Origin of the sequence: Frigoribacterium sp. CFBP 8751 (assembly GCF_014841545.1) — a bacterium.
In the GTDB taxonomy this organism is placed as follows: domain Bacteria; phylum Actinomycetota; class Actinomycetes; order Actinomycetales; family Microbacteriaceae; genus Frigoribacterium.
The window spans coordinates 890,229-914,730 of record NZ_JACYUB010000001.1; the positions used below are offsets into that span (position 1 = coordinate 890,229).

Annotated in this window: 19 protein-coding genes; 15 read left to right on the forward strand and 4 right to left on the reverse strand. The window is 70.9% G+C overall.

What is annotated here, in order from left to right; all coding sequences use genetic code 11:
• Positions 1-30 precede the first annotated feature (30 nt).
• Positions 31-279, forward strand: coding sequence for a glutaredoxin family protein (locus IFT88_RS04355; RefSeq protein WP_043594734.1), 249 nt, complete (start codon positions 31-33; stop codon positions 277-279).
• 106 nt (positions 280-385) lie between these two features.
• Here IFT88_RS04355 and IFT88_RS04360 read toward each other — a convergent pair whose 3' ends face one another.
• Complete coding sequence (locus tag IFT88_RS04360) at positions 386-838, reverse strand: DUF6314 family protein (protein WP_192119059.1); 453 nt, start codon at positions 836-838, stop codon at positions 386-388.
• Positions 828-2,261 (reverse strand): helix-turn-helix domain-containing protein, encoded by a 1,434-nt coding sequence (locus IFT88_RS04365; RefSeq protein ID WP_192119061.1) that lies wholly within the window; start codon positions 2,259-2,261, stop codon positions 828-830. The genes IFT88_RS04360 and IFT88_RS04365 overlap by 11 nt, the downstream gene beginning before the upstream one ends.
• Positions 2,262-2,396: 135 nt before the next feature.
• Here IFT88_RS04365 and IFT88_RS04370 point away from each other — a divergent pair, with 135 nt between their 5' ends.
• Together IFT88_RS04370 and IFT88_RS04375 are read left to right on the forward strand one after the other, a co-directional pair.
• A complete protein-coding gene (locus tag IFT88_RS04370; protein ID WP_192119063.1) occupies positions 2,397-3,995 on the forward strand; it encodes a glyceraldehyde-3-phosphate dehydrogenase in 1,599 nt (532 codons plus the stop codon).
• Positions 3,992-5,923: a phosphoenolpyruvate carboxykinase (GTP) gene (locus IFT88_RS04375; protein WP_192119066.1), complete on the forward strand. Its 1,932-nt coding sequence runs from the start codon at positions 3,992-3,994 to the stop codon at positions 5,921-5,923. Before IFT88_RS04370 ends, IFT88_RS04375 begins: the two co-directional genes overlap by 4 nt.
• Positions 5,924-6,116: 193 nt before the next feature.
• Here IFT88_RS04375 and IFT88_RS04380 read toward each other — a convergent pair whose 3' ends face one another.
• Entirely contained in the window at positions 6,117-7,151 is a 1,035-nt protein-coding gene (locus IFT88_RS04380; protein WP_192119067.1) for a LacI family DNA-binding transcriptional regulator, read from the reverse strand.
• 116 nt (positions 7,152-7,267) lie between these two features.
• Here IFT88_RS04380 and IFT88_RS04385 point away from each other — a divergent pair, with 116 nt between their 5' ends.
• The 4 genes from IFT88_RS04385 (at position 7,268) to IFT88_RS04400 (ending at position 13,020) form a co-directional block, all read left to right on the forward strand.
• Positions 7,268-8,548, forward strand: a complete 1,281-nt coding sequence (locus IFT88_RS04385; protein WP_249408745.1) for an ABC transporter substrate-binding protein — start codon at positions 7,268-7,270, stop codon at positions 8,546-8,548.
• 84 nt (positions 8,549-8,632) lie between these two features.
• Positions 8,633-9,517: a carbohydrate ABC transporter permease gene (locus IFT88_RS04390; protein WP_043594739.1), complete on the forward strand. Its 885-nt coding sequence runs from the start codon at positions 8,633-8,635 to the stop codon at positions 9,515-9,517.
• Between the two features lie 3 nt (positions 9,518-9,520).
• On the forward strand, positions 9,521-10,426 hold the full coding sequence (locus IFT88_RS04395; protein ID WP_055974396.1) for a carbohydrate ABC transporter permease: 906 nt from the start codon (positions 9,521-9,523) through the stop codon (positions 10,424-10,426).
• 2 nt (positions 10,427-10,428) lie between these two features.
• On the forward strand, positions 10,429-13,020 hold the full coding sequence (locus IFT88_RS04400; RefSeq protein ID WP_043594741.1) for a glycoside hydrolase family 78 protein: 2,592 nt from the start codon (positions 10,429-10,431) through the stop codon (positions 13,018-13,020).
• Positions 13,021-13,049: 29 nt separating this feature from the next.
• Here the strand turns inward: IFT88_RS04400 and IFT88_RS04405 are convergent, their stop codons facing one another.
• On the reverse strand, positions 13,050-14,078 hold the full coding sequence (locus IFT88_RS04405) for a substrate-binding domain-containing protein (protein WP_192119072.1): 1,029 nt from the start codon (positions 14,076-14,078) through the stop codon (positions 13,050-13,052).
• Positions 14,079-14,321: 243 nt separating this feature from the next.
• On the opposite strand from IFT88_RS04405, the gene IFT88_RS04410 reads away from it, so the two are divergent.
• From IFT88_RS04410 to IFT88_RS04445, 8 genes are all read left to right on the forward strand, one after another.
• On the forward strand, positions 14,322-15,950 hold the full coding sequence (locus tag IFT88_RS04410) for a sugar ABC transporter ATP-binding protein (protein ID WP_192119074.1): 1,629 nt from the start codon (positions 14,322-14,324) through the stop codon (positions 15,948-15,950).
• Positions 15,947-16,972 carry an ABC transporter permease gene (locus IFT88_RS04415; RefSeq protein ID WP_043594742.1) on the forward strand — a complete coding sequence of 342 codons (1,026 nt, stop codon included), beginning with the start codon at positions 15,947-15,949 and terminating at the stop codon, positions 16,970-16,972. The genes IFT88_RS04410 and IFT88_RS04415 overlap by 4 nt, the downstream gene beginning before the upstream one ends.
• Entirely contained in the window at positions 16,965-18,095 is a 1,131-nt protein-coding gene (locus IFT88_RS04420) for an ABC transporter permease (protein ID WP_192119076.1), read from the forward strand. The genes IFT88_RS04415 and IFT88_RS04420 overlap by 8 nt, the downstream gene beginning before the upstream one ends.
• A 55-nt stretch (positions 18,096-18,150) precedes the next feature.
• Entirely contained in the window at positions 18,151-19,215 is a 1,065-nt protein-coding gene (rhaS, locus tag IFT88_RS04425) for a rhamnose ABC transporter substrate-binding protein (protein ID WP_043594744.1), read from the forward strand.
• A gap of 113 nt (positions 19,216-19,328) precedes the next feature.
• Positions 19,329-20,834 (forward strand): L-fucose/L-arabinose isomerase family protein, encoded by a 1,506-nt coding sequence (locus IFT88_RS04430; RefSeq protein ID WP_082059928.1) that lies wholly within the window; start codon positions 19,329-19,331, stop codon positions 20,832-20,834.
• Positions 20,831-21,241 (forward strand): L-rhamnose mutarotase, encoded by a 411-nt coding sequence (locus tag IFT88_RS04435; RefSeq protein ID WP_043594745.1) that lies wholly within the window; start codon positions 20,831-20,833, stop codon positions 21,239-21,241. The genes IFT88_RS04430 and IFT88_RS04435 overlap by 4 nt, the downstream gene beginning before the upstream one ends.
• Positions 21,238-22,401 (forward strand): L-rhamnose isomerase, encoded by a 1,164-nt coding sequence (gene rhaI, locus IFT88_RS04440; RefSeq protein WP_043594746.1) that lies wholly within the window; start codon positions 21,238-21,240, stop codon positions 22,399-22,401. The genes IFT88_RS04435 and rhaI overlap by 4 nt, the downstream gene beginning before the upstream one ends.
• A gap of 47 nt (positions 22,402-22,448) precedes the next feature.
• Positions 22,449-24,494 (forward strand): bifunctional rhamnulose-1-phosphate aldolase/short-chain dehydrogenase, encoded by a 2,046-nt coding sequence (locus tag IFT88_RS04445; RefSeq protein ID WP_043594748.1) that lies wholly within the window; start codon positions 22,449-22,451, stop codon positions 24,492-24,494.
• Positions 24,495-24,502 lie beyond the last annotated feature (8 nt).

Below are 24,502 nucleotides of genomic sequence, written 5' to 3' on the forward strand. Positions count from 1 at the left end.
CGCCCCGTCACCGCGCGTACCCTGGTCGCCATGAGCACCGACACCGCCCCCGACCGCATCCTGATGTTCGGCGCCGAGTGGTGCCGTGACTGCCGCCGCTCGAAGGCGCTGCTCGACCGCGAGGGTGTGGCCTACGACTACGTCGACCTCGAGGCCGTCGCCGACGGTGCCGATCGTGCCTACGCCGTCAGCGGTCGCACGCAGATCCCGGTCGTGGTCTTCCCCGACGGCAGCCACCTGGTCGAGCCGACCGACGCCGAGCTCGCCGCCAAGCTCTAGCCCGGCATCGCGTCGCCCCGCCACGCGCCTCCGCGCCGCGCCACGCGCCGACCCTCCACCCCGCCACGAAGTGAACAACCCGCCACGCGAACGTGTGGCGGGTCGTTCACTTCGTGGCGGGATGCCCGGCGACGCGCTCGTACGTCGTGAGCGCGTCGTACGACTTCGCCGGGCCGCGCACGGTCCACCGCTCCTCGAACGACGTCGGCGAGAGCACCCGGGTCTCGACCAGGTAGCTGTCCGGGGCGCACGGGTGGTGCGCCTCCCAGGCCCCCGACCGCAGGTCGAGGTCGACGAAGTGCCGGCCGTCGGCGAAGCGCACGTCGAGCGACCCGTCACCCCGGGACGCATAGCCGAGCCGCCGGGTGGCGGGTGTCCGCCGGTCGGCCACGACGAGCTCGCCGGCCTCGTCGTAGGTCGCCACGAGGTCGGAACCCGCCCGCGCCTCCTCGATGGTCGCCGTCCCGTCGAACCGGGCGTGCTCGCCGGTGCGGTGGTCGTCGATGTCGCGCGTGACGGCCCATCGGCCGAGCAGCAGCGCCAGCGTCTCAGCCGGCATGCCGGTCGAGGAACTCGTAGACCTCGGTGTCCTCGACGCCGGGGAAGGTGCCGGACGGCAACGGTGCCAGCACGTGCGCGTGCAGGCGGGCGCTGGGCCAGGCCGCGTCGCGCCACCTCGCCGTGAGCCCTGCCGGGGGACGACGGCAGCACGACTCGTCCGGGCAGGTCGAGGTCTCGCGACGCTCGGTGTCGCGTCCGCGGAACCACTTCGCGTCGGCGAACGGCACGCCCACCGTGATCGAGAACTCGTCGTGCTCGGACGTGCCGGTCTGCGACGCCGACCAGAAGGTGCCGGCCGGGGTGTCGTCGTACTGGTAGTGCTCGGTGGTGCGGTTCGTCCGGGCGAAGGCCGTGCGGGCGGCCCAGTGCCGGCAGACCAGCTGGCCCTCGACGGCCCCGGTGACGTCGGTCGGCAGGGGCAGCCCGTCGTTCTCGGCCGCCTTGGCGATCGCTCCGTCGCCCGTCACCCGCAGGAAGTGCATGCGGATGCCGAGGTGCGACGTCAGCAGGTTGCTCATGCGCATCGCCGCCGCCTCGTGGGTGACGCCGAAGCCGTCGCGGAAGTCCTCGACCGAGAGGTCGCGCTGTGCCTTGGCCTTCTGCAGTGACTCGACCGCTGCCCTGAGCGGCATGAGGCAGGCCGACGAGAAGTAGTTGATCTCGAGCCGCTGCTTGAGGAACTCGGCGTAGGTCGAGGGTCGTTCGTGGCCGAGCAGACGGTGCGCCATCGCCTGCAGGGCCAGCGCCCGCAGGCCGTGACCGCCCGGGATCGAGGCGGGTGGCAGATAGATGCGCCCGTTGGCCAGGTCGATCACCGAGCGGGCCGAGTGCGGCAGGTCCGAGACGTGCATGATCTCGAGCCCGAGGCTCCGGGCCATGCGGCTCACGCTGCTGTGCGACAGGGCGCCCGAGGTGTGGCCCACGGTGCCGAGCAGGTCGGCCGCCGCCTCCTCGACGTAGGGCAGGTGGGAGTCACGCCCGCGCATCCAGAGCCGCAGCTCGGTGTTCGCCCGCCGCGCCTCCTCGGGGGTGGCGCTGGCCTCGCTGTGCCGACGGGCGAGCTCGCGGTGCAGCCCGAGGATCGTCTGCAGCACCGGCGTGCTCATGCCCTTGTTCGCCTTCACGTCGGGCAGGCCGAGAGAGCGGTACAGCGACCCGCGCTGCGCCTGCGCCAGCTCGATCTCGAGGGCCGCCCGCTCGCTCGGGGGCTCGGCGGCCAGCAACGTCGCGAGGGGCACGTCGAGGGCGTCCGACAGCGCTCGGACCAGACCGATCTTGGGCTCGCGACGACCCGTCTCGACGAGCGAGAGCTGACTGGCGCTGACCTCGACCCGAGCCGCGAGCTGATCGAGGGTCAGGCCCCGGGTCGTGCGGGCGTGCCGCACCGCCTGGCCGAGCAGCAGGGGGTCGGCGTCGACCACGGGGCACCCCTCTCGGGAGGTCGTCTTTGACGAGAGCGAAAGAACACCCGATCTTTACGCATCGGGCATCTGCAGATCAAGGGTGTGGGCGTTCATCGTGGAGAAACACCCCTTTCGACGACGAGAGAAGAGATCATGGCATCGGCCCCCACCGCCGCGACGGAACCGCTCGACGACACCACCGCCCGGTACGACGACCGCCAGGACGAGTGGGCCGGGCGCGTGGCGCTCGCCGAGGCGATGATCCCGGTGATCGGTCGGCTGTGGCGTCGAGACGGCGTGGTCGTGTCGATCCACGGACGCAGCCTCCTCGACCGGTCGCCGGTCGGCGTGCTCAAGCTGCACCGTTTCGCCCGCCAGCTCGACGACCACGTTCTCGATCCCGTCGAGACCCTGAAGGTGCTGCAGCTGCTCGACGGCCTCGAGCTCGGCCCGGCGTCGATCGACCTCGCCCGGCTGAGCGCCCGGCACCGGGCCGCCCTCGTCGAGCAGCCCGAGAGGTCGCTCGTCGACGTCGTGAACGTCGAACTCGCCGAGGTGGTCGGACGCCGCGGCGACGGTGGGCCCCCGCCCCGCGACGTCGTGCTCTACGGCTTCGGCCGCATCGGTCGGCTCGTCGCACGGCTGCTGATCGAGCACGCCGTCGAGCGCGGCGGTGCGCGGCTCCGGGCGGTCGTCGTGCGTCGGGGGGCGGCCGACGACCTCGTCAAGCGGGCCAGCTTGCTGCGGCGCGACTCGATCCACGGCCCGTTCGCGGGCACGATCGTCGTCGACGAGACGGCCGACACGATCGTGGCGAACGGCACGACGATCCAGGTGATCTACTCGGACGACCCCGCGACGGTCGACTACGAGCGGTTCGGAATCCGCGACGCGATCGTCGTCGACAACACGGGCCGGTGGCGCGACGAGCCGTCGCTGCGACGACACCTGGAGGCGCGGGGCACGTCACGCGTGCTGCTCACGGCCCCCGGGAAGGGCGCGATCCCGAACGTCGTGTTCGGCGTGAACCACGAGACGGCGGGCGACGACGTCGTGGTCGCCGCGGCGTCCTGCACGACGAACGCGATCACGCCGGTGCTGGCCGTGCTCGACGACCGCTGGGGCGTCGAGTCGGGACACGTCGAGACCGTGCACGCGGTGACGAACGACCAGAACCTGACGGACAACTTCCACCCCGGCGACCGGCGGGGTCGGTCGGCGTCGCTCAACATGGTGCTGACCGAGACGGGAGCGGCGAAGGCCGTCGCCAAGGCGTTGCCGCAGCTCGCCGGGCGCCTGACCGGAAGCGCGATCCGCGTGCCCACGGCGGACGTCTCGGTCGCGGTGCTCAACCTGCGGCTGAGGACGCCCGTCGACCGTGCCGAGCTCAACGCGCACCTGCGTCGGGCCTCGCTCGACTCGCCCCTGCGCCGCCAGATCGACTACGTCGAGTCGCCCGAGGTCGCGTCGACGGACTTCGTCGGCTCGCGCCACGCGGGCGTCGTGGACGGGCTCGCGACGGTGGTGTCCGGGGACGGGGACGGTGACGGCGACGGGGCGGGCGACCACGGCTCGGGCCGCCGGGTCGTGCTCTACGTCTGGTACGACAACGAGTTCGGCTACAGCTGCCAGGTCGTCCGCCTGCTCGAGCACCTCGCCGGAGGAACGCCCCCGTCCCTGCCTCGTCCGACCCGCGCCACCTCAGCACCGACCGACGACCTGCTCGACCTGACCCTGGAGGCCACGCGATGATCACCACCCGACCCCTCGACCCCGGCGTCCTCGGCGACGCGACCCGCGCCTCCTCGGCTCTGCCTCCGGCACCCACGACCGACTGGGCACGGGCCGCGCGGCGACGCCACGTGCCCGCCCCGTCGTGGGCTCCCCGCACCCTGGTCGCGTGGGTCGCCGAGCAGGTCGACCTGCTCGAGCCCGACGGTGTGCAGTGGATCGACGGCTCGGACGCCGAGGCCGAGCGGCTGACGGCCGACCTCGTCGCGACCGGGGCGCTGATCCCGCTGAACCCCGACCTGCGTCCCGGCAGCCACCTCGCCCGGACCGACCCCGGTGACGTCGCCCGCGTCGAGGACCGCACCTTCATCTGCACGACCGATCCCGCGGGCGCCGGCCCCACCAACAACTGGCGCGAGGCCGGGGCCATGAGGCGCGAGCTCCGGCCGTTCTTCGCCGGCTCGATGCGCGGACGCACGATGTTCGTCGTGCCGTTCAGCATGGGCCCGGTCGGCGGCCCGTTGTCGCAGCTCGGCGTGCAGCTGACCGACTCGGCCTACGCCGTGCTCAACCTGCGCATCATGGCGCGCGTCGGTTCCGAGCCGCTGGCCGCGTTCGGCGGTGCCGACGGAGACGTGCCGTTCGTGCGCGGCGTGCACAGCGTCGGCTACCCCCTGCGCGACGCCGACGGCACCGCGCGGGACGACGTGGTGTGGCCGTGCAACGAGACGAAGTACATCACCCAGTTCCCCGAGACGCGCGAGATCTGGTCGTTCGGCTCGGGCTACGGCGGCAACGCGCTGCTGGCCAAGAAGTGCTTCGCGCTGCGCATCGCGTCGACGATGGGGCGCGACGACGGCTGGCTGGCCGAGCACATGCTGCTGATCAAGGTGACCAGCCCCGAGGGTCGGGCCGTCCACGTCGCCGCCGCGTTCCCCTCGGCCTGCGGCAAGACCAACCTCGCGATGATGCAGCCCACCCTGCCCGGCTGGCGGGTCGAGACCCTCGGCGACGACATCACCTGGATGAAGCCCGGCGCCGACGGCCGTCTGTGGGCGATGAACCCCGAGACCGGCTTCTTCGGGGTGGCCCCCGGCACGGGTGAGGCGTCGAACCCCGTCGCCGTCCGCACCCTGCACGCGAACACGATCTTCACGAACGTGGCGCTGACCGACGACGGCGACGTCTGGTGGGAGGGGCTGACCGACGAGGCGCCCGCGCACCTGACCGACTGGCAGGGGAACGACTGGACCCGCGCCTCCTCGTCCCCGGCCGCCCACCCGAACTCGCGCTTCACCGCGCCGGCCGAACAGTGCCCCTCGCTCAGTCCCGACTGGGACGCGTTCGAGGGCGTGCCGCTCGACGCGATCGTCTTCGGCGGGCGACGGGCGACGAACGTGCCGCTGGTGACCGAGGCGCGGTCGTGGCGGCACGGCGTGTTCGTGGGCGCGACGGTGGCGTCCGAGCAGACCGCGGCGGCCGAGGGCGTCGTCGGCGAGCTGCGGCGCGACCCGTTCGCCATGCTGCCGTTCTGCGGCTACGACATGGGCGACTACTTCGCGCACTGGCTGCGGCTCGGGGCGGAGCTCGGCGATCGGGCGCCGCAGGTGTTCCAGGTCAACTGGTTCCGCAAGGGTGCCGACGGCTCGTTCCTCTGGCCCGGCTTCGGCGAGAACTCGCGGGTGATCGCCTGGATCGCCGGTCGCCTGGCGGGCACCGCCGACGCCGTCGAGACGCCGCTCGGCCTCGCCCCCGCACCGGGAGCCCTCGACCTGACCGGCCTCGACCTCACCGAGGAGGCGCTGGCCGAGTCGTTCGCGGTGCCCACGGACGCGTGGCTCGCCGAGTGCGACCTCACCGACGAGTTCTTCGACCGCTTCGGCTCGACCCTGCCGGACGCGCTGCGCCACGAGCTGGCCGCCCTGCGCGCCCGGCTCGAGGCCGCGTAGCCGCCCGCACGCCCGCCGAGGTGTCACGACAGGCCGCTCACGTCCACACCTGAGCGGCACGTCGTGACGTCTCGCCGGGCCCGACGACTCCCGTCGCCTGTGATCAGCGGGTGACGGGGCCGGGGCTCCGCGTCGTGGGGACGCGGTGCCGTGCATGACGAGGGTCTCGAGGGCGTCTCCGCCGCAGTCGTGCTCAGCCGTGGTGGGAGCTCTCGCGGGGTATCAGTCGGGGCGGCAGGATGCGTGACACGTGATGATGGGTCTGCGGGTTCTCGAGCTCGTCGCGAAGCAGGCGCATCGCCTGGACGCCCATCTCGACCCCTGGCTGTCCGACGGTCGTCAAGGGCATCGCCGTGCTCTGCGCGAAGTGGTTGTCGTCGTAGCCCGTGATCGAGACGTCGGCGGGTACTCGCACGCCACCGAGCAGAAGTGACTGCACGATCCCGGACGCCAGGGCGTCGGACGCGGCGACGATGCCGTCAGGCCTGGGTGGGGCACCCTGCGCGAGCAGGTCGTCACCGACGGCGAGGCCTGCGCGGACGGTGAGCGCCGTCGTCGGCAGGAGTCGAAGGGGGACCCGGGCCTCACGGGCGGCCGCGGAGGCGCCCTCGAACCGGTGTCTGACTGCCGTCAAGTCGAGCGGCCCCCCGACGAAGGCGAGGTCTCGACGTCCTTGCTCGATGAGGTGTCGCGCCGCGAGTCGACCGCCGAGCACTTCGTCCACGACCACGCCACAACTCTCGTCGGCCTCGCCGGGCCAGTTGACGTAGACGACGCGCAGGCCCCGGCGACGCAGCCTGCGCGCCTCGTCCAACGGGCCGTCGAAGGGCGCGAGCACGATGCCTGCCGCCTGGGCGCGTTCGAAGAGGTGGAGGTAGCCCGTCTGTTTGTCGATGTCGACGTCGGAGTTGCCCAGCAGGACGGCCTGGCCGCTGAGATCCGCCTCGCGTTCGACACCGCGGGCGATGTCGAGGAAGTACGAGTTGCCCAGGTCGACGGCGACGAAGCCGACCAGGGTGCCCCGTCCGGCCGCGAGGGTGCGAGCCGAGCTGTTCGGGACGAACCCGAGCGAATCGATGGCGTCCTCGACGCGCCGCCGGGTGATCGGCTTGACCCTCGACGGGGAGTTGATCACGTTCGACACGGTGCCGAGAGACACACCCGCCAGCCGCGCGACGTCCGCCATGACCGGGGGGCGTCGCGACGACGGAGGGGACGAGGTGCTCATGGTGTCGTCGAGCTTAGCTCTCGGCTCGACGGAACTCGCGGTTGACAAGCGCGAACCTCTCGGTTGATTATGAAGCGCTTCAACTATTTGAAGCGCTCACCATTCAAGGAGGAATGATGTCCCGCACCTCACGCCGTGCTGCCGCCTTCGCCGTCGCCAGCCTCACCATCGCTGGTCTCGCCGCATGTTCCGGTGGAGGATCGGGTCAGGCCGCCACCGAGTTCACCGTCCTCGGCAATGTCGAGAACGAGGTCGTCCCTGCAACGCTTCAGACTCTCGCCGGCGGCGCCTGCGCGGCGGAGAACGAGGCCATGCCGCTCAAGGTCGAGACCGTTCCGCAGACCAACCTGAACCAGCAGGTCCAGCTCCTCGCCGGACAGGGCGGACTGCCCGTCATGTACGCCGTCGACACGAACGAGCTCGTCCAGCAGCTCGACGACGCCGGCTTCGTCGCCCACTTCGACGAGCTCTTCGACGAGCTGGGCGTGGCCGACTCGATCGAGCCCGCCGCGCGGTCGACCGTCGAGTCGCTCTACGACGGTGAGTTCCTGGTACTGCCGACCGAGTACAACATCGAGGGCATCTGGTACAACAAGGACCTGTTCACAGAGAACGGTGTGGGCGTCCCCGAGAGCTGGGACGACGTCGTCGCCGCGGCCGGCACCTTCCAGGACGCCGGTCTGACCCCCTTCGCCGCGAGTGGCGAGCAGGGCTGGCCGCTGACCCGCCTGGTCGGCAACCTCATCGAGCGCGAGCTCGGACCCGACGCCCTGCAGGCCGTCGCCGACGGCGACGCCGAGCTCACCGACCCCGAATACGTCGCCGCTGCCCAACAGGTCGCCGACCTCGGTGCCTCCGGTTACTTCGGCGAGGGCGTCGGCTCGATCGACTACGACACGTCGATCAACCAGTTCCTCAACGGCAGCTCGCCCATGCTCTACATGGGTAGCTGGGTCCTGAGCAACTTCGCCGACGACACGGCGAACCAGATCGGCGAGGACTCCATCGGCTACCTCCCGTTCCCCGACGTCGACGGCGGCGACGGGGACAGCAGCCAGCTCGTGGCCAACGTCGGTCTGCCGTTCACCGTCAACCCGAGCGTGCTGAACGACGACAGCAAGGCGTGGATCGCCTGCATCGCCGAGAACTACGGTCAGGTGGCACTCGAGGACAGCAGCCGGATCTCGGGTTTCACCGTCTCGGGCGACGCTGCGAGCAACGCGCTGACGACCGAGGTCCGTGACCGGATCGCGGCGACCGACACCACCATCCCGTGGTTCGAGGCGTACTTCAGCACGCAGGCGACGACCACCTCCCAGCAGAACGCGGCGCAGCTCGTCACCGGCGCCATCACGGCCGAGGAGTTCATGACGCTCGTCCAGGGCGACCTGGGCTGACGTCCCGACGGAACGGGGGCGCGTCGGCCGCGTCCCCGTCCCGTCGCGCCCGACCCGATCCGCCCCTCGTCCCGAAGGCCACTCATGAATCCCCTGCTCGGCGACCGGCGCGCGACCCTGATCCTCATCGGTCCCGCCCTGCTCATCTATTCCGTCGTCATGCTCGTCCCGATCGTCGCCTCGTTCGGTTACACCTTCACCACCGGCAACGCCATCACGGGGTTCACGTTCTCCGGGTTCGACAACTACGTCCGGCTCGTCTCCGACGCGCGCGTCCGAGACGCCCTGCTCGTGACGATCCGGTACGCCGTGCTGATGACCGTGTTGCAGGTCGGCTTCGGCTACCTGCTGTCGCTGCTCTACGTCTTCGTGCTGCGGAGATGGTCGAGCGCCGTCCGCACGCTGGTCTTCTTCCCCGTCGTCCTGCCAACCGTCGCCGTCGCGCTGCTCTTCCAGCAGATGTTCGCGATCGCCCCTCAGAACGGTCTCGTCAACACCGCTCTCGAAGCGGTCGGGCTGTCATCGGTCGACTGGTTCGGGGACGGAGGGACGGCCTTCCTCGTCATCATCGTCATGGACGTCTGGCGGTCGATGGGGTTCTACGGCGTCCTCCTCTACGCCGGTCTGCTCGACATCCCGGAAGAGGTCTTCGAGTCGGCCCGCATCGACGGCGCGTCCGGCTTCGGCCTGGTCCGTCGGATCGTCCTGCCCCTCTCGCTGCCCGTGCTCGTCTCGTCGTTGATCTTCTCCGCCAACGGCACCTTGAAGGTCTTCGACAGCATCCTCGCCCTCACCAACGGCGGCCCGGGCACGTCGACCAGCCCCCTGACGATCTACATGTTCGACACGTCGTTCCGTTTCGGCCAGTACGGCTACGGCAGCACCGTCGCGTTCCTGCTCACGATCGTGTCGCTGCTGGTGACCGTCTTCATCTTCCGCGCCAATCGACGCGACCTCACGAAGGACTGACCGATGACCTCAGTCGACACCTCCCTCCCTCCCGCGGCCACGCCCCTCCGTCGTCCCGCACCGCGTCGGCGTCGGGCCCCGCGACGACGCCTCGGGCAGGTCGTCAGCGGCGTGCTCGTGGCGTTCCTCCTCGTCATCGTCCTGGGGCCGCTCGTCTGGATGCTGCTCGGCTCGTTCAAGACGCAGACCGAGTTCCTCGAACAGCCCGTCTGGGCCCTGCCCCGGCAATGGAATCTCGACAACTACGTCTTCGCGTGGACTCAGGGCAACTTCGCGCAGTACGCGCTCAACTCCGTCCTGACGGTCTTCCCGTCGTTGCTGCTCGTGCTGCTCTTCGGCTCGATGGCCGGCTTCGCCCTCGAGGTCCTCGTGTGGAAGGGACGCGGGGCGATCCTCATCACGTTCCTCGCCGGCATCATGGTGCCGACCCAGATGATCCTGTTGCCGCTGTTCGCGGCGTACTTCCGTCTCGGCCTCACCGGCACACTGTGGCCGCTGCTCATCACGTACACCGCGACGAGCCTGCCTCTGGCGGTCTTCCTCATGGCGACGTTCTTCCGCGCCGTCCCCCGCGAGATCTTCGAGGCAGCGACCCTCGACGGCGCCGGACTCATCCGGTCGTTCTTCCTCGTGGGGCTGCCCATGGTGCGGAATGCGCTCTTCACCGTCGGGCTGGTGCAGTTCTTCATGCTCTGGAACGACCTTCTGATCGCGCTGACCTTCACCAATTCGGGTTCGCTCCGCACGCTGCAGGTCGGCCTGCTGAACTTCACGGGCCAGTTCGGATCGGTGCAGTACGGACCGCTCTTCGCAGCCATCTGCCTCAACGTCGGGGCGATCCTCGTGATCTACCTGTTCCTCAACAAGCAAGTGCAGAAGGGTCTGACCGCAGGGGCGGTCAAGGGATGACGATGAGCACGACGGTCATCGACCTCCGCGTCGAGCACACTCGTGAGGCCCTGGGTCTCGGCACTCCGCGTCCCCGTCTGAGCTGGCAGCTCGACGGGCCGACCGGCTGGCGACAGGAGTCCGTCGAGATCGCCCTCGAGTCCGGTGCGCGACGAGTGGCCACGGCCGTCATCTCGACGCGCGATCAGGTGCTCGTGCCCTGGCCCTTCGCCGACCTCGCATCGAGGCAGCGTGTCCAGGTGCGCGTCCGGGTCTCGGGCGCCGATGGCTCGGTGTCGCCGTGGAGCGCCTCGACGGCCCTCGAGGCCGGCCTCCTGGCACCGTCCGACTGGCAGGCCCGGCCGGTGGGCGGCTCGTGGGACGAGGAGGCGGGTACCGACCGGCGGCCCGCCCGGGTCCGGCGCTCGTTCGAGCTCGACGGCGATGTCGTCTCGGCCCGGCTCTACGCCACGGCCCACGGTGTGTTCGAGGCCGAACTGAACGGCACACGGGTCGGCTCGGACGAACTCTCGCCGGGATGGACCTCCTACGGCAGCCGCCTGCGGTACCGCACCCACGACGTCACCGACCTCCTGGTCGCCGGCGAGAACGTCCTCGGGGCGTGGCTCGGCGACGGCTGGTACCGGGGACGACTCGGCTTCAACGGCGGGTACCACGACCTCTACGGGACCGATCTCGCGTTCCTGGCCCAGCTCGAGGTCGAACTCGCCGACGGAAGGCGCGTGGTCGTCGCGACGGACGACCGGTGGGAGGCGCAAGCGAGTCCGATCTCGTTCAGTGGGCTCTACGACGGTGAGCGCCACGACCTCCGCCTCGACGATGACGCATGGTCCTCCGTCGGGGGCGACGGCCGGGGATGGACCCCTGTGACCGTGGGGGAGCGCGACCCCCGGACTCTCGTCGCGCCCGAGCAGCCCCCGGTGCGCTGCACCGACGAGCTGACCCCCGTGGCGCACCGGATCACCCCCCGGGGCACCGTCGTGCTCGACTTCGGGCAGAACCTCGTCGGTCGACTCCGCATCACGGTCGACGGCGAGGCGGGTCGGGTCGTGACCCTGCGTCACGCCGAGGTGCTGCAGGACGGGGAGCTCTACCGACGCACCCTGCGGCTGGCCGCCGCCGAGGACGTCGTCACGCTGCGCGGTGACGGGCCGGTCACCTGGGAGCCCCGCTTCACCGTCCACGGCTTCCGATACGCCGAGATCGAGGGCTGGCCGGGTGAGTTCGATCCGACCGCGGTGGTCGCCCGCGTGCTGCACACCGACATGGAGCGGACGGGCTGGTTCTCGTGTTCCGACCCCGGTCTCGAACGTCTCCACGAGAACGTGCTCTGGAGCACCCGGGGCAACTTCGTCGACATCCCGACGGACTGTCCCCAGCGGGACGAACGACTCGGCTGGACGGGTGACATCCAGGTCTTCGCGCCCACCGCCTCCTTCCTGTACGACTGCTCGGGCATGCTCGGCTCCTGGCTGCAGGACCTCGCCGTCGACCAGCTTCCCGACGGCACGGTGCCCTGGTTCGTGCCGCGCATCCCCGGCGGCCCCTCGTGGGAGCCGATCGAGCCGGGGGCCGTCTGGGGTGACGCCGCGGTGCTGACGCCCTGGACCCTCTACGAGCGCTTCGGCGACGCGGGGGTACTGGCTCGCCAGTGGGACTCCGCCAAGGCCTGGGTCGACCTGATCGTCTCGAGGGCCGGTGAGGACCGGATCTGGGACGAGGGCTTCCAACTCGGCGACTGGCTCGACCCCGCTGCGCCTCCGGACGACCCGGCCGACGCGCTGACCGACCGCCACCTGGTCGCGACGGCCTATCTCTATTGGTCGACCCGGCACCTCGCGATGACCGCACGGGTCCTCGGGAGGACCGCCGACGCGACCCACTACGACACCGTCGCCGACGAGGTGCGGGTCGCGTTCGTCGGTCGCTACACCGACGGCCGGGGTCGCACGACGAGCGATGCGCAGACTGCCCTCGGCCTCGCCCTCGAGTTCGGGCTCGTCCGAGGAGACGATGCCCGGACGGCCGGCGACCGTCTCGCCGAGCTCGTCACCGCCGCCGGCAACCGCATCGCCACGGGTTTCGCGGGGACACCCGTCGTGGCTCCGGCCTTGACCGGGGCGGGGCACGTGGACCGGGCCTACGACCTGGTGCTCGAGCGCTCGTGCCCCTCGTGGCTGTACACGGTGGACATGGGTGGCACGACGATCTGGGAGCGCTGGGACAGCATGCTGCCCGACGGAACGGTCAATCCCGGAGAGATGACGAGCTTCAACCATTACGCGCTCGGTGCCGTGGCCGACTGGATGCACGCGACCGTCGCAGGCCTCGCGCCCGCGGCGCCCGGGTGGCGACGCGTCAGGTTCGCTCCACGCCCGGGCGGGGGGCTCACGCACGCGTCCGGCCGACACCTCTCGCCGTACGGCGAGGTCTCGGCGGCCTGGCGACTGGCGGGCGAGGCGTTCCACCTGACGGTGACGCTGCCCGTGGGGACCACCGGGGAGGTCTCGTTGCCGGACGGGACCGTTCTCGAGGTCGGGCACGGGCGCCACGAGCTGACCTGCCCGGTCGCCGAGGAGGTCGGCACGGCCTGACCCGTCGAGGTCGAGGTCGGGCCCCGCCGTCAGGACGTCGGCGGGGACCCGGGCACGGTGCTCGCCCGGACCACCAGCTCGGGCGCGAAGACGACGCGGCGTGGTTCGCGGGTCGGGTCGTCGATCTCGTCCTGGAGGATGTCCATGGCGGTCCGACCGATGAGGGTGCTGGGTTGGCGGATGGAGCTCAGGGGCACGACGGCGGCCCGGGCGAAGTCGATGTCGTCGTAACCGATCAGTGCCACGTCGCCGGGCACCCGGAGGTCGCCGAGCATCACGAGTGACTGCAGGACGCCCATCGCCACGAGGTCGTTCGCGGCGAAGATGCCGTCCGGGCGTTCCGTCCTGGGCCTCGCCATCAGCTCGGCGGCTGCGGCCCGCCCGTGTTCGACGGTGAGGCCGGGCACCTCGACGACCTCGAGGGTGACCTCGGCATCCGTCGACCGCGCGGCCGCCCGGGCGCCGTCGAGGCGGTCCGCGACCTGTTGCAGGCCGAGGGGCCCACCCACGAACGCGAGACGCCGTCTTCCGATCTCGACGAGGTGCTCGACGGCGAGGTGTCCCCCTCGCACGTCGTCCACCGAGACGGAGGAGAACGGGGTCAGCCCTGCCTGCCGGTCGACGAGGACGGCGGGCGTGCCGCGCCGACGCAACCTCGCGAGGCGTTCGGTCACGTCGCCCACGGGTGAGATGAGGATGCCGAGCACGCGGTTCTGCTCGAACAGGTCGAGGTAATGCGCCTCGCGCTGTCCTTGCTGGTCGCTGTTGCCGAGCAGTACGACCCGACCGGCCTGTTCGGCAGCGGTCTCGGCGCCCCGTGCCAGGTCGCTGAAGAACGGGTTGCTGCCGTCGAGGATGATCAGCCCGACGGCGCGGCTGGCGCCGGCTCTCAGCTGGCGGGCGGCGTCGTTGCGGACGAAACCGAGCTGGTCGATGGCCGCGTGCACCCGGTCGACGGTGGCCGGGCTCACCTTGGCCGGGTGGTTCAGCACGTTCGACACGGTCCCGACCGAGACCCCCGCCGTCGTCGCGACGTCGCGGATGCTGACCGACTCCACCCGCGCCTCCTGATCGTGGCCGTTCGCGCCGGCCGACGGCCGGGGGGTCGACACCGGGCCGACCGGGCCGAGTCTAGGCGGCGGCGGCGCCGTCGGGGCGGGCGGTGCCGCCGGGTCGGGGCAGCGCCGTCGGGGTGCGACGCGCCCGTGACGGAACTGGTGCTTGACGCCGTCCGGCCCTGCCCCTAGTGTCGTCCCCGACCCACTTTGAAACGATTCATTTCTCGATGAGGAGAACGATCGATGACGATCGACCCGACGCCCCCCGGCTTCTCGCCGACGGCTCCCGTCCTCGAACTGCGCGGGGCACGGAAGACCTTCGGTGCCGTGGTCGCCCTGGCCAGCGGCAGCGTGCAGCTCCGGGCCGGCGAGATCAACGCGCTGGTCGGCGAGAACGGCGCGGGCAAGTCGACGATGGTCAAGATCCTCGCCGGCGTGCACCAGCCCGACAGTGGTGACTTCCTCTTCGACGGGCACCCGATCGTGTTCCGCAGCCCGGCCGAGAGCAAGGCTGCGGGCGTCAGCGTCATCTACCAGGAGCCCACGCTCTTCCCCGACCTGACCGTGGCCGAGAACATCTTCGTCGGGCGCCAGCCCACCTCGCGCTTCGGGTTCATCGACCGGGCCGCCATGCGTGCCGACGCCCGCGCCCTGTTCGAGCGTCTCGGCGTGCCGATCGACCCCGACCGCGTCGCCGAGGGCCTCTCGATCGCCGACCAGCAGATCATCGAGATCGCCAAGGCCATCTCGCTCGACGCCAAGGTGCTGATCATGGACGAGCCGACGGCCGCTCTGAGCGGGGTCGAGGTCGAGCGGTTGTTCGGCGTCGCCCGGGCACTGCGCGACCGCGGCAGCGCGATCCTGTTCATCTCCCACCGCTTCGACGAGGTCTTCGGCCTGAGCGACCGCATCACGGTCATGCGCGACGGCGCCTTCATCTCGGAGCACGCCACCGGCGATGTCACGACCGCCGAGATCGTCCGCGCGATGGTCGGGCGCGACGTCGACCAGCTCTTCCCCAAGCAGGATGCGCGGGTCGGCGACACCGTCGTCAGCGTCGACGGTCTGACGCGGCAGGGCGTCTTCCACGACGTCTCGTTCGAGGTGCGGGCAGGCGAGATCGTCGGCCTGGCCGGGCTCGTCGGCGCGGGCCGGACCGAGGTCGCCCGGGCCGTGTTCGGCATCGACCGCTACGACGCGGGCAGCGTGACGATCGCAGGGCGTCCGCTGCCGAAGCGCGACCCGATGGCGTCGATCACGGCCGGGATCGGTTTCGTGCCCGAGGACCGCCGCAAGCAGGGGCTCGTGATGGACATGTCGGTCAGCCGCAACACGACTCTCACCCTGCGCAAGACCCTCAGCCGGTTCGGCCTCGTCAGTGCCCGCCGCGAGCGCGAGGCGGCGGCCGACTGGTCGTCACGCCTCCAGGTGAAGACCGGCAGCCAAGAGTTGCCCGTGTCGACCCTGTCGGGCGGCAACCAACAGAAGGTCGTGCTGGCCAAATGGCTGGCGACCGATCCCACCTTCCTGATCGTCGACGAGCCGACCCGCGGCATCGACGTCGGCACGAAGAGCGAGGTGCACCGGCTCATCAGCGACCTCGCCGGGCGTGGCATCGCCGTGTTGATGATCTCGTCCGAGCTGCCCGAGGTGCTCGGCATGGCCGATCGCGTGCTCGTCATGCACGAGGGCCGCCTCACCGCGACGCTCGACCGGGCGGAGGCCACCGCCGAGCGCGTGATGCACGCGGCCACCGGTTCGGGTGCGACCGACCTGACCGAGCACGCCCCGACCGGCACCGCCGACCCGACCGGCACCGCCATCCCGACCGGCACCGCCACCCCGACCCCGACCACGGAGGCCGCCCGATGACCACGTCCCACGCCCTCGCCCCCACGACGGGCCGCAGCCCGTTCGCGTCGTTGGTCAAGCAGCGCGAGGTGCCCGTCGCCTCGGCCCTGATCGTGCTGGTGATCGTCACGACGATCGCCAACCCGCTGTTCGTGTCGCCGCAGGGCGTGAAAGACCTCATGCTCAACGCGACGATCACGGTGATCATGGCCGTCGGTCTCGGCACCGTCATCATCACGAACAACATCGACCTCTCGGTCGGCTCGATCCTCGGTCTCGTGGCCTTCGCCACGGGCACGGTGTTCAACGCCGCGCCGGGCATCCCCCTCGTGTTCGTGTTCCTCATCGGGCTCGCGATCGGTGCCCTGCTCGGGGCCGTCAACGGGTTCCTGGTGACGGTGGCGCGGGTGCCCTCGCTGGTGATCACCCTCGGCATGCTCTACATCTACCGCGGCCTCAACAACGCCTGGGCCGGCGGGCAGCAGTACTTCGCCGGCGACCGCCCCGCGGCCTTCGGTCGTCTGTCGGTCGACACGGTGCTGGGCATCCCGATCATCACGATCATCGCCGTGGTCGTCGTCGTGCTCGTCGCGATCTTCCTGGCTCGCACCCGCCCCGGCCGCGACCTCTACGCGATCGGCTCCGACGACCAGGCTGCCCGCCTGTTCGGCATCAAGGTGAGCAAGCGCGTGCTGACGGCCTTCGTGCTGAACGGCACGCTGACCGGACTGGCGGGCGTGCTCTACGCCTCGCGCTTCAACTCGGTGGGGGCGACGACCGGTACGGGCCTCGAACTCGACATCGTCGCGGCGGCCGTCGTCGGCGGCATCGCGATCTTCGGCGGCTCGGGCAGCGTCGTCGGTGCGGCGATCGGCGCCGTGCTGCTGACGACCATCACGAGCAGCCTCACCGCCCTGGGCGTCGACAAGTTCTGGCAGCAGGCCATCGTCGGCATCCTCATCCTGACCGCCATCCTCGTCGAACGGATCGCCTCGATCCGCACCGCCCGACGACTGCGCACGAGCGAGGCCACCAATGCCTGACCGGACCACCACCACGACCGCCGCGGTGACGGGGGCTCCCGCCGTCGACGCCACCCGCGCCTCCTCGTCGCGTCCGCCCTCGGGTGCGCGAGACACCGAGTCGGCGGCCGAGAAGGTGCTGCGCCGGCGTCGGCTGCTGACCGGTCGCGGCGCGATCATGGTCTACGCGCTGCTCGCGACGCTGCTGGTCTGCGCCCTGACGGTGCCGCGGTTCGCCAGCGTGCAGACCACGGGGTTCCTGCTGCTCGACGCGATCCCGATCCTGATGATCGCGATGCCGATGGCCCTCGTGATCATCACCGGCGAGATCGACCTCTCGGTGGCCAGCACGGCGGGCTTGACCAGTGCCGTGATGGGCGTGCTCTGGGCCGCGGGCTGGGGCATCCCCGAGATCTTCGTCGTCTGCGTGCTGATCGGCGTGGTGTGCGGTGCCGTCAACGGTGCCCTCGTCACCACGGTGGGGCTGCCGAGCCTGGCGGTGACGATCGGCACCCTGGCGCTCTACCGCGGTCTCGCCCTCGTGGTGATCGGCGACAACGCGGTCGCGAACTTCCCGCCCGCCCTCACGTCGTTCTTCACGTCGAAGCTCGGCGGCACGGGCATCCCCACGGTCATGGTCGGCGTGCTCGCGATCATCGTGTTCTTCGGGGTGCTGCTGCACAAGAGCTCGTTCGGCCGGGCCCTGCCCGCGATCGGTTTCAGCACCGAGGCCGCGAGCTTCGTCGGAGTCCACGTCGGTCGGGCCAAGTTCTGGATGTTCGTCGCCACCGGCGTCGTCTCGGCCCTGGTCGGCATCTACTGGACGCTGCGCTACTCGAGCGCCCGCAGCGACAACGCCACCGGCATCGAGCTGGCCGTCATCGCCGCGGTGCTGCTCGGCGGCGTCTCGATCTTCGGCGGGCGCGGGTCGATCCCGGGCGTCGTCGCCGGCGTGCTGATCATCTCGAGCATCAGCTACGCGCTGCGGCTCGGCGGCATCAGCGACGTCGTCCTCAACGTGGTGACCGGTCTGCTGCTCGTCGGCAGCGTCGTCACCCCGAGCCTGATCGCCGTCGCCCGGGAGAGATCCCGGGCGCGACGAGCAGCCAGGGACGTGCTGGCGGCCTCGGCCGCGCACTCCTGACCGTTCCCTCCCGCCCACCGCCACCCGATTCCCACCCACAGCAAAGGACAGAACGATGGAGTTCCCCACCTTCCCCCGCGGCCGCACCCTGAGGCGCGCCGCCGCCACCGTCGCCGCCCTCGCCACCGTCACGCTCGTCGCCTCGGGCTGCGCCCTGACGGCCGGCAGCGACGACGCGAGCTCGGGCTCCGGCTCGGGCGGCACCGAGTCGATCGCGTTCGTGCCGAAGCAGCTCAACAACCCGTACACCGACGTCGTGCTCGGCGGCGGCGAGGAGGCCTCGAAGGCGATCGGCTACGACTACAGCGTCGTCGGTCCGCTCGAGGCCAGTGCTTCGTCGCAGGTGACCTTCCTCAACACGCTGACGCAGCAGGGCACGAACGTGATCGTCATCGCGGCGAACGACCCCGACGCGGTCGGGCCGGCCCTGAAGGAGGCGCGTGACGGTGGGGCGAAGATCGTCGCGTTCGACTCCGACACCAACCCCGACTACCGCGACGTGTTCGTCAGCCAGGTCGAGGCCAAGGACGTCGCCCTCATCCAGATCCGTCAGATGAGCGAACAGATCGGCGGACAGGGCGACATCGCGATCCTCTCCGCGACGGCGAACGCCACGAACCAGAACGAGTGGATCAAGTACATCCAGGAAGAGGTCGACACCAACCCCGACTACGCGGGCATCACCATCGTGAGCACCGTGTACGGCGACGACGACGACGCCAAGTCCTTCCAGGAGGCGCAGGGCCTGCTGCAGGCCAACCCCGACCTGAAGGGCATCATCTCGCCCACCACGGTCGGCATCGCCGCCACGGCCCGCTACCTGTCGACGTCCGAGTACAAGGGCAAGGTCGCCCTGACCGGCCTCGGCCTGCCCAACGAGATGCGCGAGTTCGTCAAGGACGGCACCGTCACGGCGTTCGCCCTGTGGGACCCTGCCCAGCTCGGCGAGGTCGCGGCCTACGCCGGACAGGCACTCGTCGACGGCACCATCACCGGCGAAGAGGGTGACACGTTCACCGCGGGCGACCTCGGCGAGCGCACCGTCGGCGCCGACGGCATCGTGATCGTCGGACCGCCGACCGAGTTCACCGCCGACAACATCGACGACTACGACTTCTAGTCGTCATCGGTGACCGGGGCGGCGGGGTCACCACCCGACCCGCCGCCTCCGGGCACCCTCCCTCGACACCGGACCCGCGCCTCCTCGGCGCCGTCGCATCGGAGCGATCACCCATGAGCACCACCGCCTCGCCGGTCGGCGACCTGCTGCCCCCCTTCCGCCGCCGTCGCACGCGCGTGGGTCTGGTGGCCGGCGGGCTCGGCACCTACTGGCCGCAGTTCCCCGGGCTGCTGCCCCAGTTGCAGGAATCCACCCGCTACGTCGTCGACCGCTTCGGCGGCCTCGACGCCGAGGTGGTCGACACCGGATTCATCTCGGACGCCCAGGAGGCGCGGGTCGCGGCCGACACGCTGCGCACGGCCGACTGCGACCTGATCGTCGTCTTCCTCACCACCTACCTGACCTCGTCCATGGTGTTGCCGATCGCGCAGCGGACCGGTGTGCCCGTGCTCGCGATCGACCTGCAGCCGAGCGAGAAGATGGACCACGACCGCTTCGACACGGGCCTCTGGCTGGCCTACTGCGGTCAGTGCCCGGTGCCCGAGGTCGCCAACGTGTTCCGCCGGGCCGGCATCGAGTTCCGCTCGGTGACCGGACACCTGCGCAGCGAACGAGCCTGGGCCCGGATCGAGCGCTGGGTGCACGCCGCCGGCGTCCGCGCCCGGCTGCGGGAGGCGCGACACGGCCTGATGGGCCACCTGTACCCGGGCATGCTCGACGTCTCGACCGACCTGACCCTGCTCTCCACGCATTTCGGCTCGCACGTCGAGGTCCTCGAGTTCGACGACCTGCGGGTACGGGTCGACGCGGTCACCGACGCCGAGGTGCGCGAGCGGGTCGGCCTGGCGCGCGAGGTGTTCGAGGTCGACGCGTCGGTCGACCAGGAGGACTTCGACTGGGGCGCCCGCGTCTCGGTCGGGCTCGACCGGCTGGTGGCCGACTTCGACCTCGACTCGCTCGCCTACTACCACCGGGGGCTCGAGGGCGAGCAGCACGAGCGGCTCGGGGCCGGGATGATCCTCGGGGCCTCCCTGCTCAACGCCCGCGGGCTGCCCGCGGTGGGGGAGTACGAACTCCGCACGTCGGTCGCCATGCTCGCGGCGCAGGCCCTCGGGGTCGGCGGCTCGTTCACCGAGATCCAGGCGATCAACTTCGACGACGACGTGGTCGAGATGGGGCACGACGGTCCGGCGCACCTCGCGATCTCGTCGTCGCGGCCGATCCTCCGCGGTCTCGGCGTCTTCCACGGCAAGCGCGGCTACGGGGTCAGCGTCGAGTTCGACGTGCAACCGGGGCCCGTCACGACGTTCGGCCTCGGGCAGGACCGCGACGGGGCGCTGTCCTTCGTCACGAGCGAGGGCGAGGTCGTCCCCGGACCCTTGCTCGCGATCGGCAACACGACCTCGCGCGTCGACTTCGGCGGCGACCCCGGTGAGTGGGTCGACCAGTGGTCGCGCACCGGCATCGGGCACCACTGGGGGCTCTGCGTCGGGCACGTCGCCCGCGAGGTCGCCGCGGCCGCCTCTCTGCTCGGCATCGATCACCGGCACGTCTCGGCTCCGTTCGACGACGCCGACGGGTTCGCCCGCAGCCTCGGACCGACGGAGAAGCCGGCATGACCGCCGACGGCCACGAGCGCTACGCCTTCCGCCTGCAGGTGTCTCCGGACCGCCTGACCGAGTACGCGCGACGTCACGCCGAGGTCTGGCCCGAGATGCTGCAGGCGTTGCACGACAGTGGGTGGCACTCGTACTCGCTCTTCGCCTCACCCGACGGGCTGCTGGTCGGCTACGTCGAGGCGCTCTCGCTCGACTCCGCCCAGGCCGCCATGGCCCGCACCGACGTCAACGCCCGCTGGCAGGCCTCGATGGCCGAGTTCTTCTCCTCGCTCGACGGCACCCCGCCCGACGAGGGCTTCGAGCTGCTGACGCAGGTCTTCAACCTCGAGGCCCAACTCGGTCTCGCCGGCGGTGGCCGCTACCGCACCCCGCACACGCACACCACCACGACGGAAGAAGCATCATGACCACCTTCGAGTCCATCGCCCCGACGCTCGAGCGCCAGGCCATCGAGCTGCCCAGCTGGGCCTTCGGCAACTCGGGCACGCGGTTCAAGGTGTTCGGCACGCCGGGCACCCCGCGCACGCCCGAGGAGAAGATCGCCGACGCCGCCCGCGTGCACGAGTACACCGGCCTGGCACCGAGCGTGGCGCTGCACATCCCGTGGGACGAGGTCGACGACTTCGGCGCCCTGCGCTCGTACGCGGCCGGGCTCGGCGTCTCGCTCGGCACGGTGAACTCCAACACGTTCCAGGACGACGCCTACAAGTTCGGCAGCCTGGCGCACAGCGACGCGGCCGTCCGCCGCAAGGCGGTCGACCACCACCTGCGCTGCCTCGAGATCATGCACGAGACGGGCTCGCGCGACCTCAAGATCTGGCTCGCCGACGGCACGAACTACCCCGGGCAGGACAGCCTGCGCCAGCGGCAGGACCACCTGGCCGAGTCGCTCGCCGAGATCTACGCCGGCCTCGGCGACGAGCAGCGGCTCGTGCTCGAGTACAAGTTCTTCGAGCCGGCGTTCTACCACACCGACGTGCCCGACTGGGGCACGAGCTACGCCCAGGTGAGCGCCCTCGGCGACCGGGCGCTGACCTGCCTCGACACCGGCCACCACGCCCCGGGCACCAACATCGAGTTCATCGTCATGCAGCTGCTGCGCCTCGGCAAGCTCGGCTCGTTCGACTTCAACTCTCGCTTCTACGCCGACGACGACCTGATCGTCGGGGCGGCCGACCCGTTCCAGCTGTTCCGCATCCTGTTCGAGGTCGTCGACGGCGGCGGACTCGACGTCGGCTCGCCGGTGCAGTTCATGCTCGACCAGTGCCACAACGTCGAGGACAAGATCCCCGGCCAGATCCGCAGCGTCCTGAACGTGCAAGAGATGACGGCGCGCGCCCTGCTCGTCGACCGTCCGGCGCTCGACTCCGCCCGTGCCTCCCACGACGTGCTCGGCGCGAACGCCGTGCTGATGGACGCGTTCTACACCGACGTCCGCCCGGCCCTCGCCGACTGGCGCGAGTCGCGCGGCCTGCCCCGCGACCCGATGGCCGCCTACCTCGCGAGCGGCACGCCCGAACGCCTCGCCGCCGAGCGCGTCGGCGGCAAGCAGCTCAGCTGGACCTGAGCCGCCGCACCCCGCACCGACCACCGACGTCCCAGAGAGAACGAGTGATGACCACCACGAGCACCACCACCCCCGCCGACCTGATCGCACGCAGCAACCGCCTCGGTGCCGACCCGGTCAACACCAACTACGCGGGCGGCAACACCTCGGCCAAGGGCACCGCGACCGACCCGGCGACGGGCGAGCCGGTCGAGCTGCTCTGGGTCAAGGGCAGCGGCGGCGACCTCGGCACGTTGACCGAGCCGGGTCTCGCGGTGCTGCGCCTCGACCGGCTGCGCGGCCTCGCGACCGTGTACCGCGGGGTCGAGCACGAGGACGAGATGGTGGCCGCCTTCGACTACGCCCTGCACGGCAAGGGCGGCGCGGCACCCTCGATCGACACGGCCATGCACGGGCTGGTCGACGCGGCCCACGTCGACCACCTGCACCCCGACGCCGGCATCGCGATCGCGACCGCCGCCGACGGCGAGCGCCTGACCGCCGAGATCTTCGGCGGTGCCGTCGTCTGGGTGCCGTGGCGTCGGCCGGGCTGGCAGCTCGGCGCCGACATCGCCGCCGTCAAGGCAGCCCACCCGGAGGCGCGGGGCACCATCCTGGGCGGTCACGGCATCACCGCGTGGGGCGACACGAGCGACGAAGCCGAGCGCAACTCGCTGTGGATCATCGAGACCGCGCAGGCCCATCTCGACCGGCACTCGCGGCCCGAACCGTTCGGCCCCGAGCTCGACGGCTACACCGCGTTGCCGCAGGCCGAACGCCGGGCGAAGGCGGCGGCACTGGCCCCCGTGCTGCGCGGGCTCGTCTCGACCGACAAGCCCCAGGTCGGCTCGTTCACCGACAGTGCCGAGGTGCTCGACTTCCTGTCCAGCGCCGAGCACCCTCGCCTGGCCGCCCTCGGCACCAGCTGCCCCGACCACTTCCTGCGCACGAAGGTCACGCCGCTGCTGCTCGACCTGCCCGCCGATGCCGGCATCGACGAGTCGATCGTCCGACTGCGCGAACTGCACGAGCGGTACCGCCTCGACTACCAGGCCTACTACGACCGCCACGCGACGGCCGACAGCCCGGCCATCCGCGGGGCCGATCCGCTCATCGTGCTGGTGCCCGGCGTCGGCATGTTCTCGTACGGCAAGGACGCCCAGACCGCCCGCGTGGCCGGCGAGTTCTACGTCAACGCGATCAACGTGATGCGCGGCGCCGAGGGCGTCTCGAGCTATGCGCCGATCGACGAGGCCGAGAAGTTCCGCATCGAGTACTGGGCCCTCGAAGAGGCGAAGCTGCAGCGGATGCCCGCGCCGAAGCCCCTCGCGACGCGTGTCGCGCTGGTCACGGGCGCGGCGTCGGGCATCGGCAAGGCCATCGCCACCCGCCTCGCCGCCGAAGGGGCGTGCGTCGTCGTCGCCGACCTCGACCTCGCTGCGGCGCAGGCCGCCGCCGCCGAGATCGGCGGCCCCGACGTGGCCCGCGGCGTCGCGGCCGACGTCAGCGACGAGGCCGCGGTCAAAGCGTCGATCGACGAGGTGCTGCTCGCGTTCGGCGGGCTCGACCTGGTGGTCAACAACGCCGGGCTCAGCCTGTCGAAGTCGCTGTTCGAGACGACCGAGGCCGACTGGGACCTGCAGCACGACGTCATGGCGAAGGGCTCGTTCCTCGTCGCGAAGAACGCCGCGCGGGTGCTCGTCGATCAGGGCCTCGGCGGCGACATCGTCTACATCTCGTCGAAGAACTCGGTCTTCGCCGGGCCGAACAACATCGCCTACAGCGCCACGAAGGCCGACCAGGCCCACCAGGTCAGGTTGCTCGCAGCCGAGCTCGGCGAGCACGGCATCCGCGTGAACGGCATCAACCCCGACGGGGTCGTGCGCGGCTCGGGCATCTTCGCCAGCGGGTGGGGCGCCAACCGTGCGGCGACCTATGGCGTCGACGAGAAGGATCTGGGTGCGTTCTACGCCCAGCGCACCATCCTCAAGCGCGAGGTCGTGCCCGAGAACGTCGCCGCCGCCGTCTACGCGATCTGCACGAGCGACTTCTCGCACACGACCGGGCTGCACGTGCCGGTCGACGCGGGGGTCGCCGCGGCCTTCCTGCGATGAACGCGTCT

Excerpts from the sequence above, each read along its gene's own strand:
- IFT88_RS04355 (WP_043594734.1), top strand. The coding sequence starts at position 31 with ATGAGCACCGACACCGCCCCCGACCGCATCCTGATGTTCGGCGCCGAG.
- IFT88_RS04360 (WP_192119059.1), bottom strand. The coding sequence starts at position 838 with ATGCCGGCTGAGACGCTGGCGCTGCTGCTCGGCCGATGGGCCGTCACG.
- IFT88_RS04370 (WP_192119063.1), top strand. The coding sequence starts at position 2,397 with ATGGCATCGGCCCCCACCGCCGCGACGGAACCGCTCGACGACACCACC.
- IFT88_RS04375 (WP_192119066.1), top strand. The coding sequence starts at position 3,992 with ATGATCACCACCCGACCCCTCGACCCCGGCGTCCTCGGCGACGCGACC.
- IFT88_RS04380 (WP_192119067.1), bottom strand. The coding sequence starts at position 7,151 with ATGAGCACCTCGTCCCCTCCGTCGTCGCGACGCCCCCCGGTCATGGCG.
- IFT88_RS04385 (WP_249408745.1), top strand. The coding sequence starts at position 7,268 with ATGTCCCGCACCTCACGCCGTGCTGCCGCCTTCGCCGTCGCCAGCCTC.
- IFT88_RS04390 (WP_043594739.1), top strand. The coding sequence starts at position 8,633 with ATGAATCCCCTGCTCGGCGACCGGCGCGCGACCCTGATCCTCATCGGT.
- IFT88_RS04395 (WP_055974396.1), top strand. The coding sequence starts at position 9,521 with ATGACCTCAGTCGACACCTCCCTCCCTCCCGCGGCCACGCCCCTCCGT.
- IFT88_RS04400 (WP_043594741.1), top strand. The coding sequence starts at position 10,429 with ATGAGCACGACGGTCATCGACCTCCGCGTCGAGCACACTCGTGAGGCC.
- IFT88_RS04410 (WP_192119074.1), top strand. The coding sequence starts at position 14,322 with ATGACGATCGACCCGACGCCCCCCGGCTTCTCGCCGACGGCTCCCGTC.
- IFT88_RS04415 (WP_043594742.1), top strand. The coding sequence starts at position 15,947 with ATGACCACGTCCCACGCCCTCGCCCCCACGACGGGCCGCAGCCCGTTC.
- IFT88_RS04420 (WP_192119076.1), top strand. The coding sequence starts at position 16,965 with ATGCCTGACCGGACCACCACCACGACCGCCGCGGTGACGGGGGCTCCC.
- rhaS (WP_043594744.1), top strand. The coding sequence starts at position 18,151 with ATGGAGTTCCCCACCTTCCCCCGCGGCCGCACCCTGAGGCGCGCCGCC.
- IFT88_RS04430 (WP_082059928.1), top strand. The coding sequence starts at position 19,329 with ATGAGCACCACCGCCTCGCCGGTCGGCGACCTGCTGCCCCCCTTCCGC.
- IFT88_RS04435 (WP_043594745.1), top strand. The coding sequence starts at position 20,831 with ATGACCGCCGACGGCCACGAGCGCTACGCCTTCCGCCTGCAGGTGTCT.
- rhaI (WP_043594746.1), top strand. The coding sequence starts at position 21,238 with ATGACCACCTTCGAGTCCATCGCCCCGACGCTCGAGCGCCAGGCCATC.
- IFT88_RS04445 (WP_043594748.1), top strand. The coding sequence starts at position 22,449 with ATGACCACCACGAGCACCACCACCCCCGCCGACCTGATCGCACGCAGC.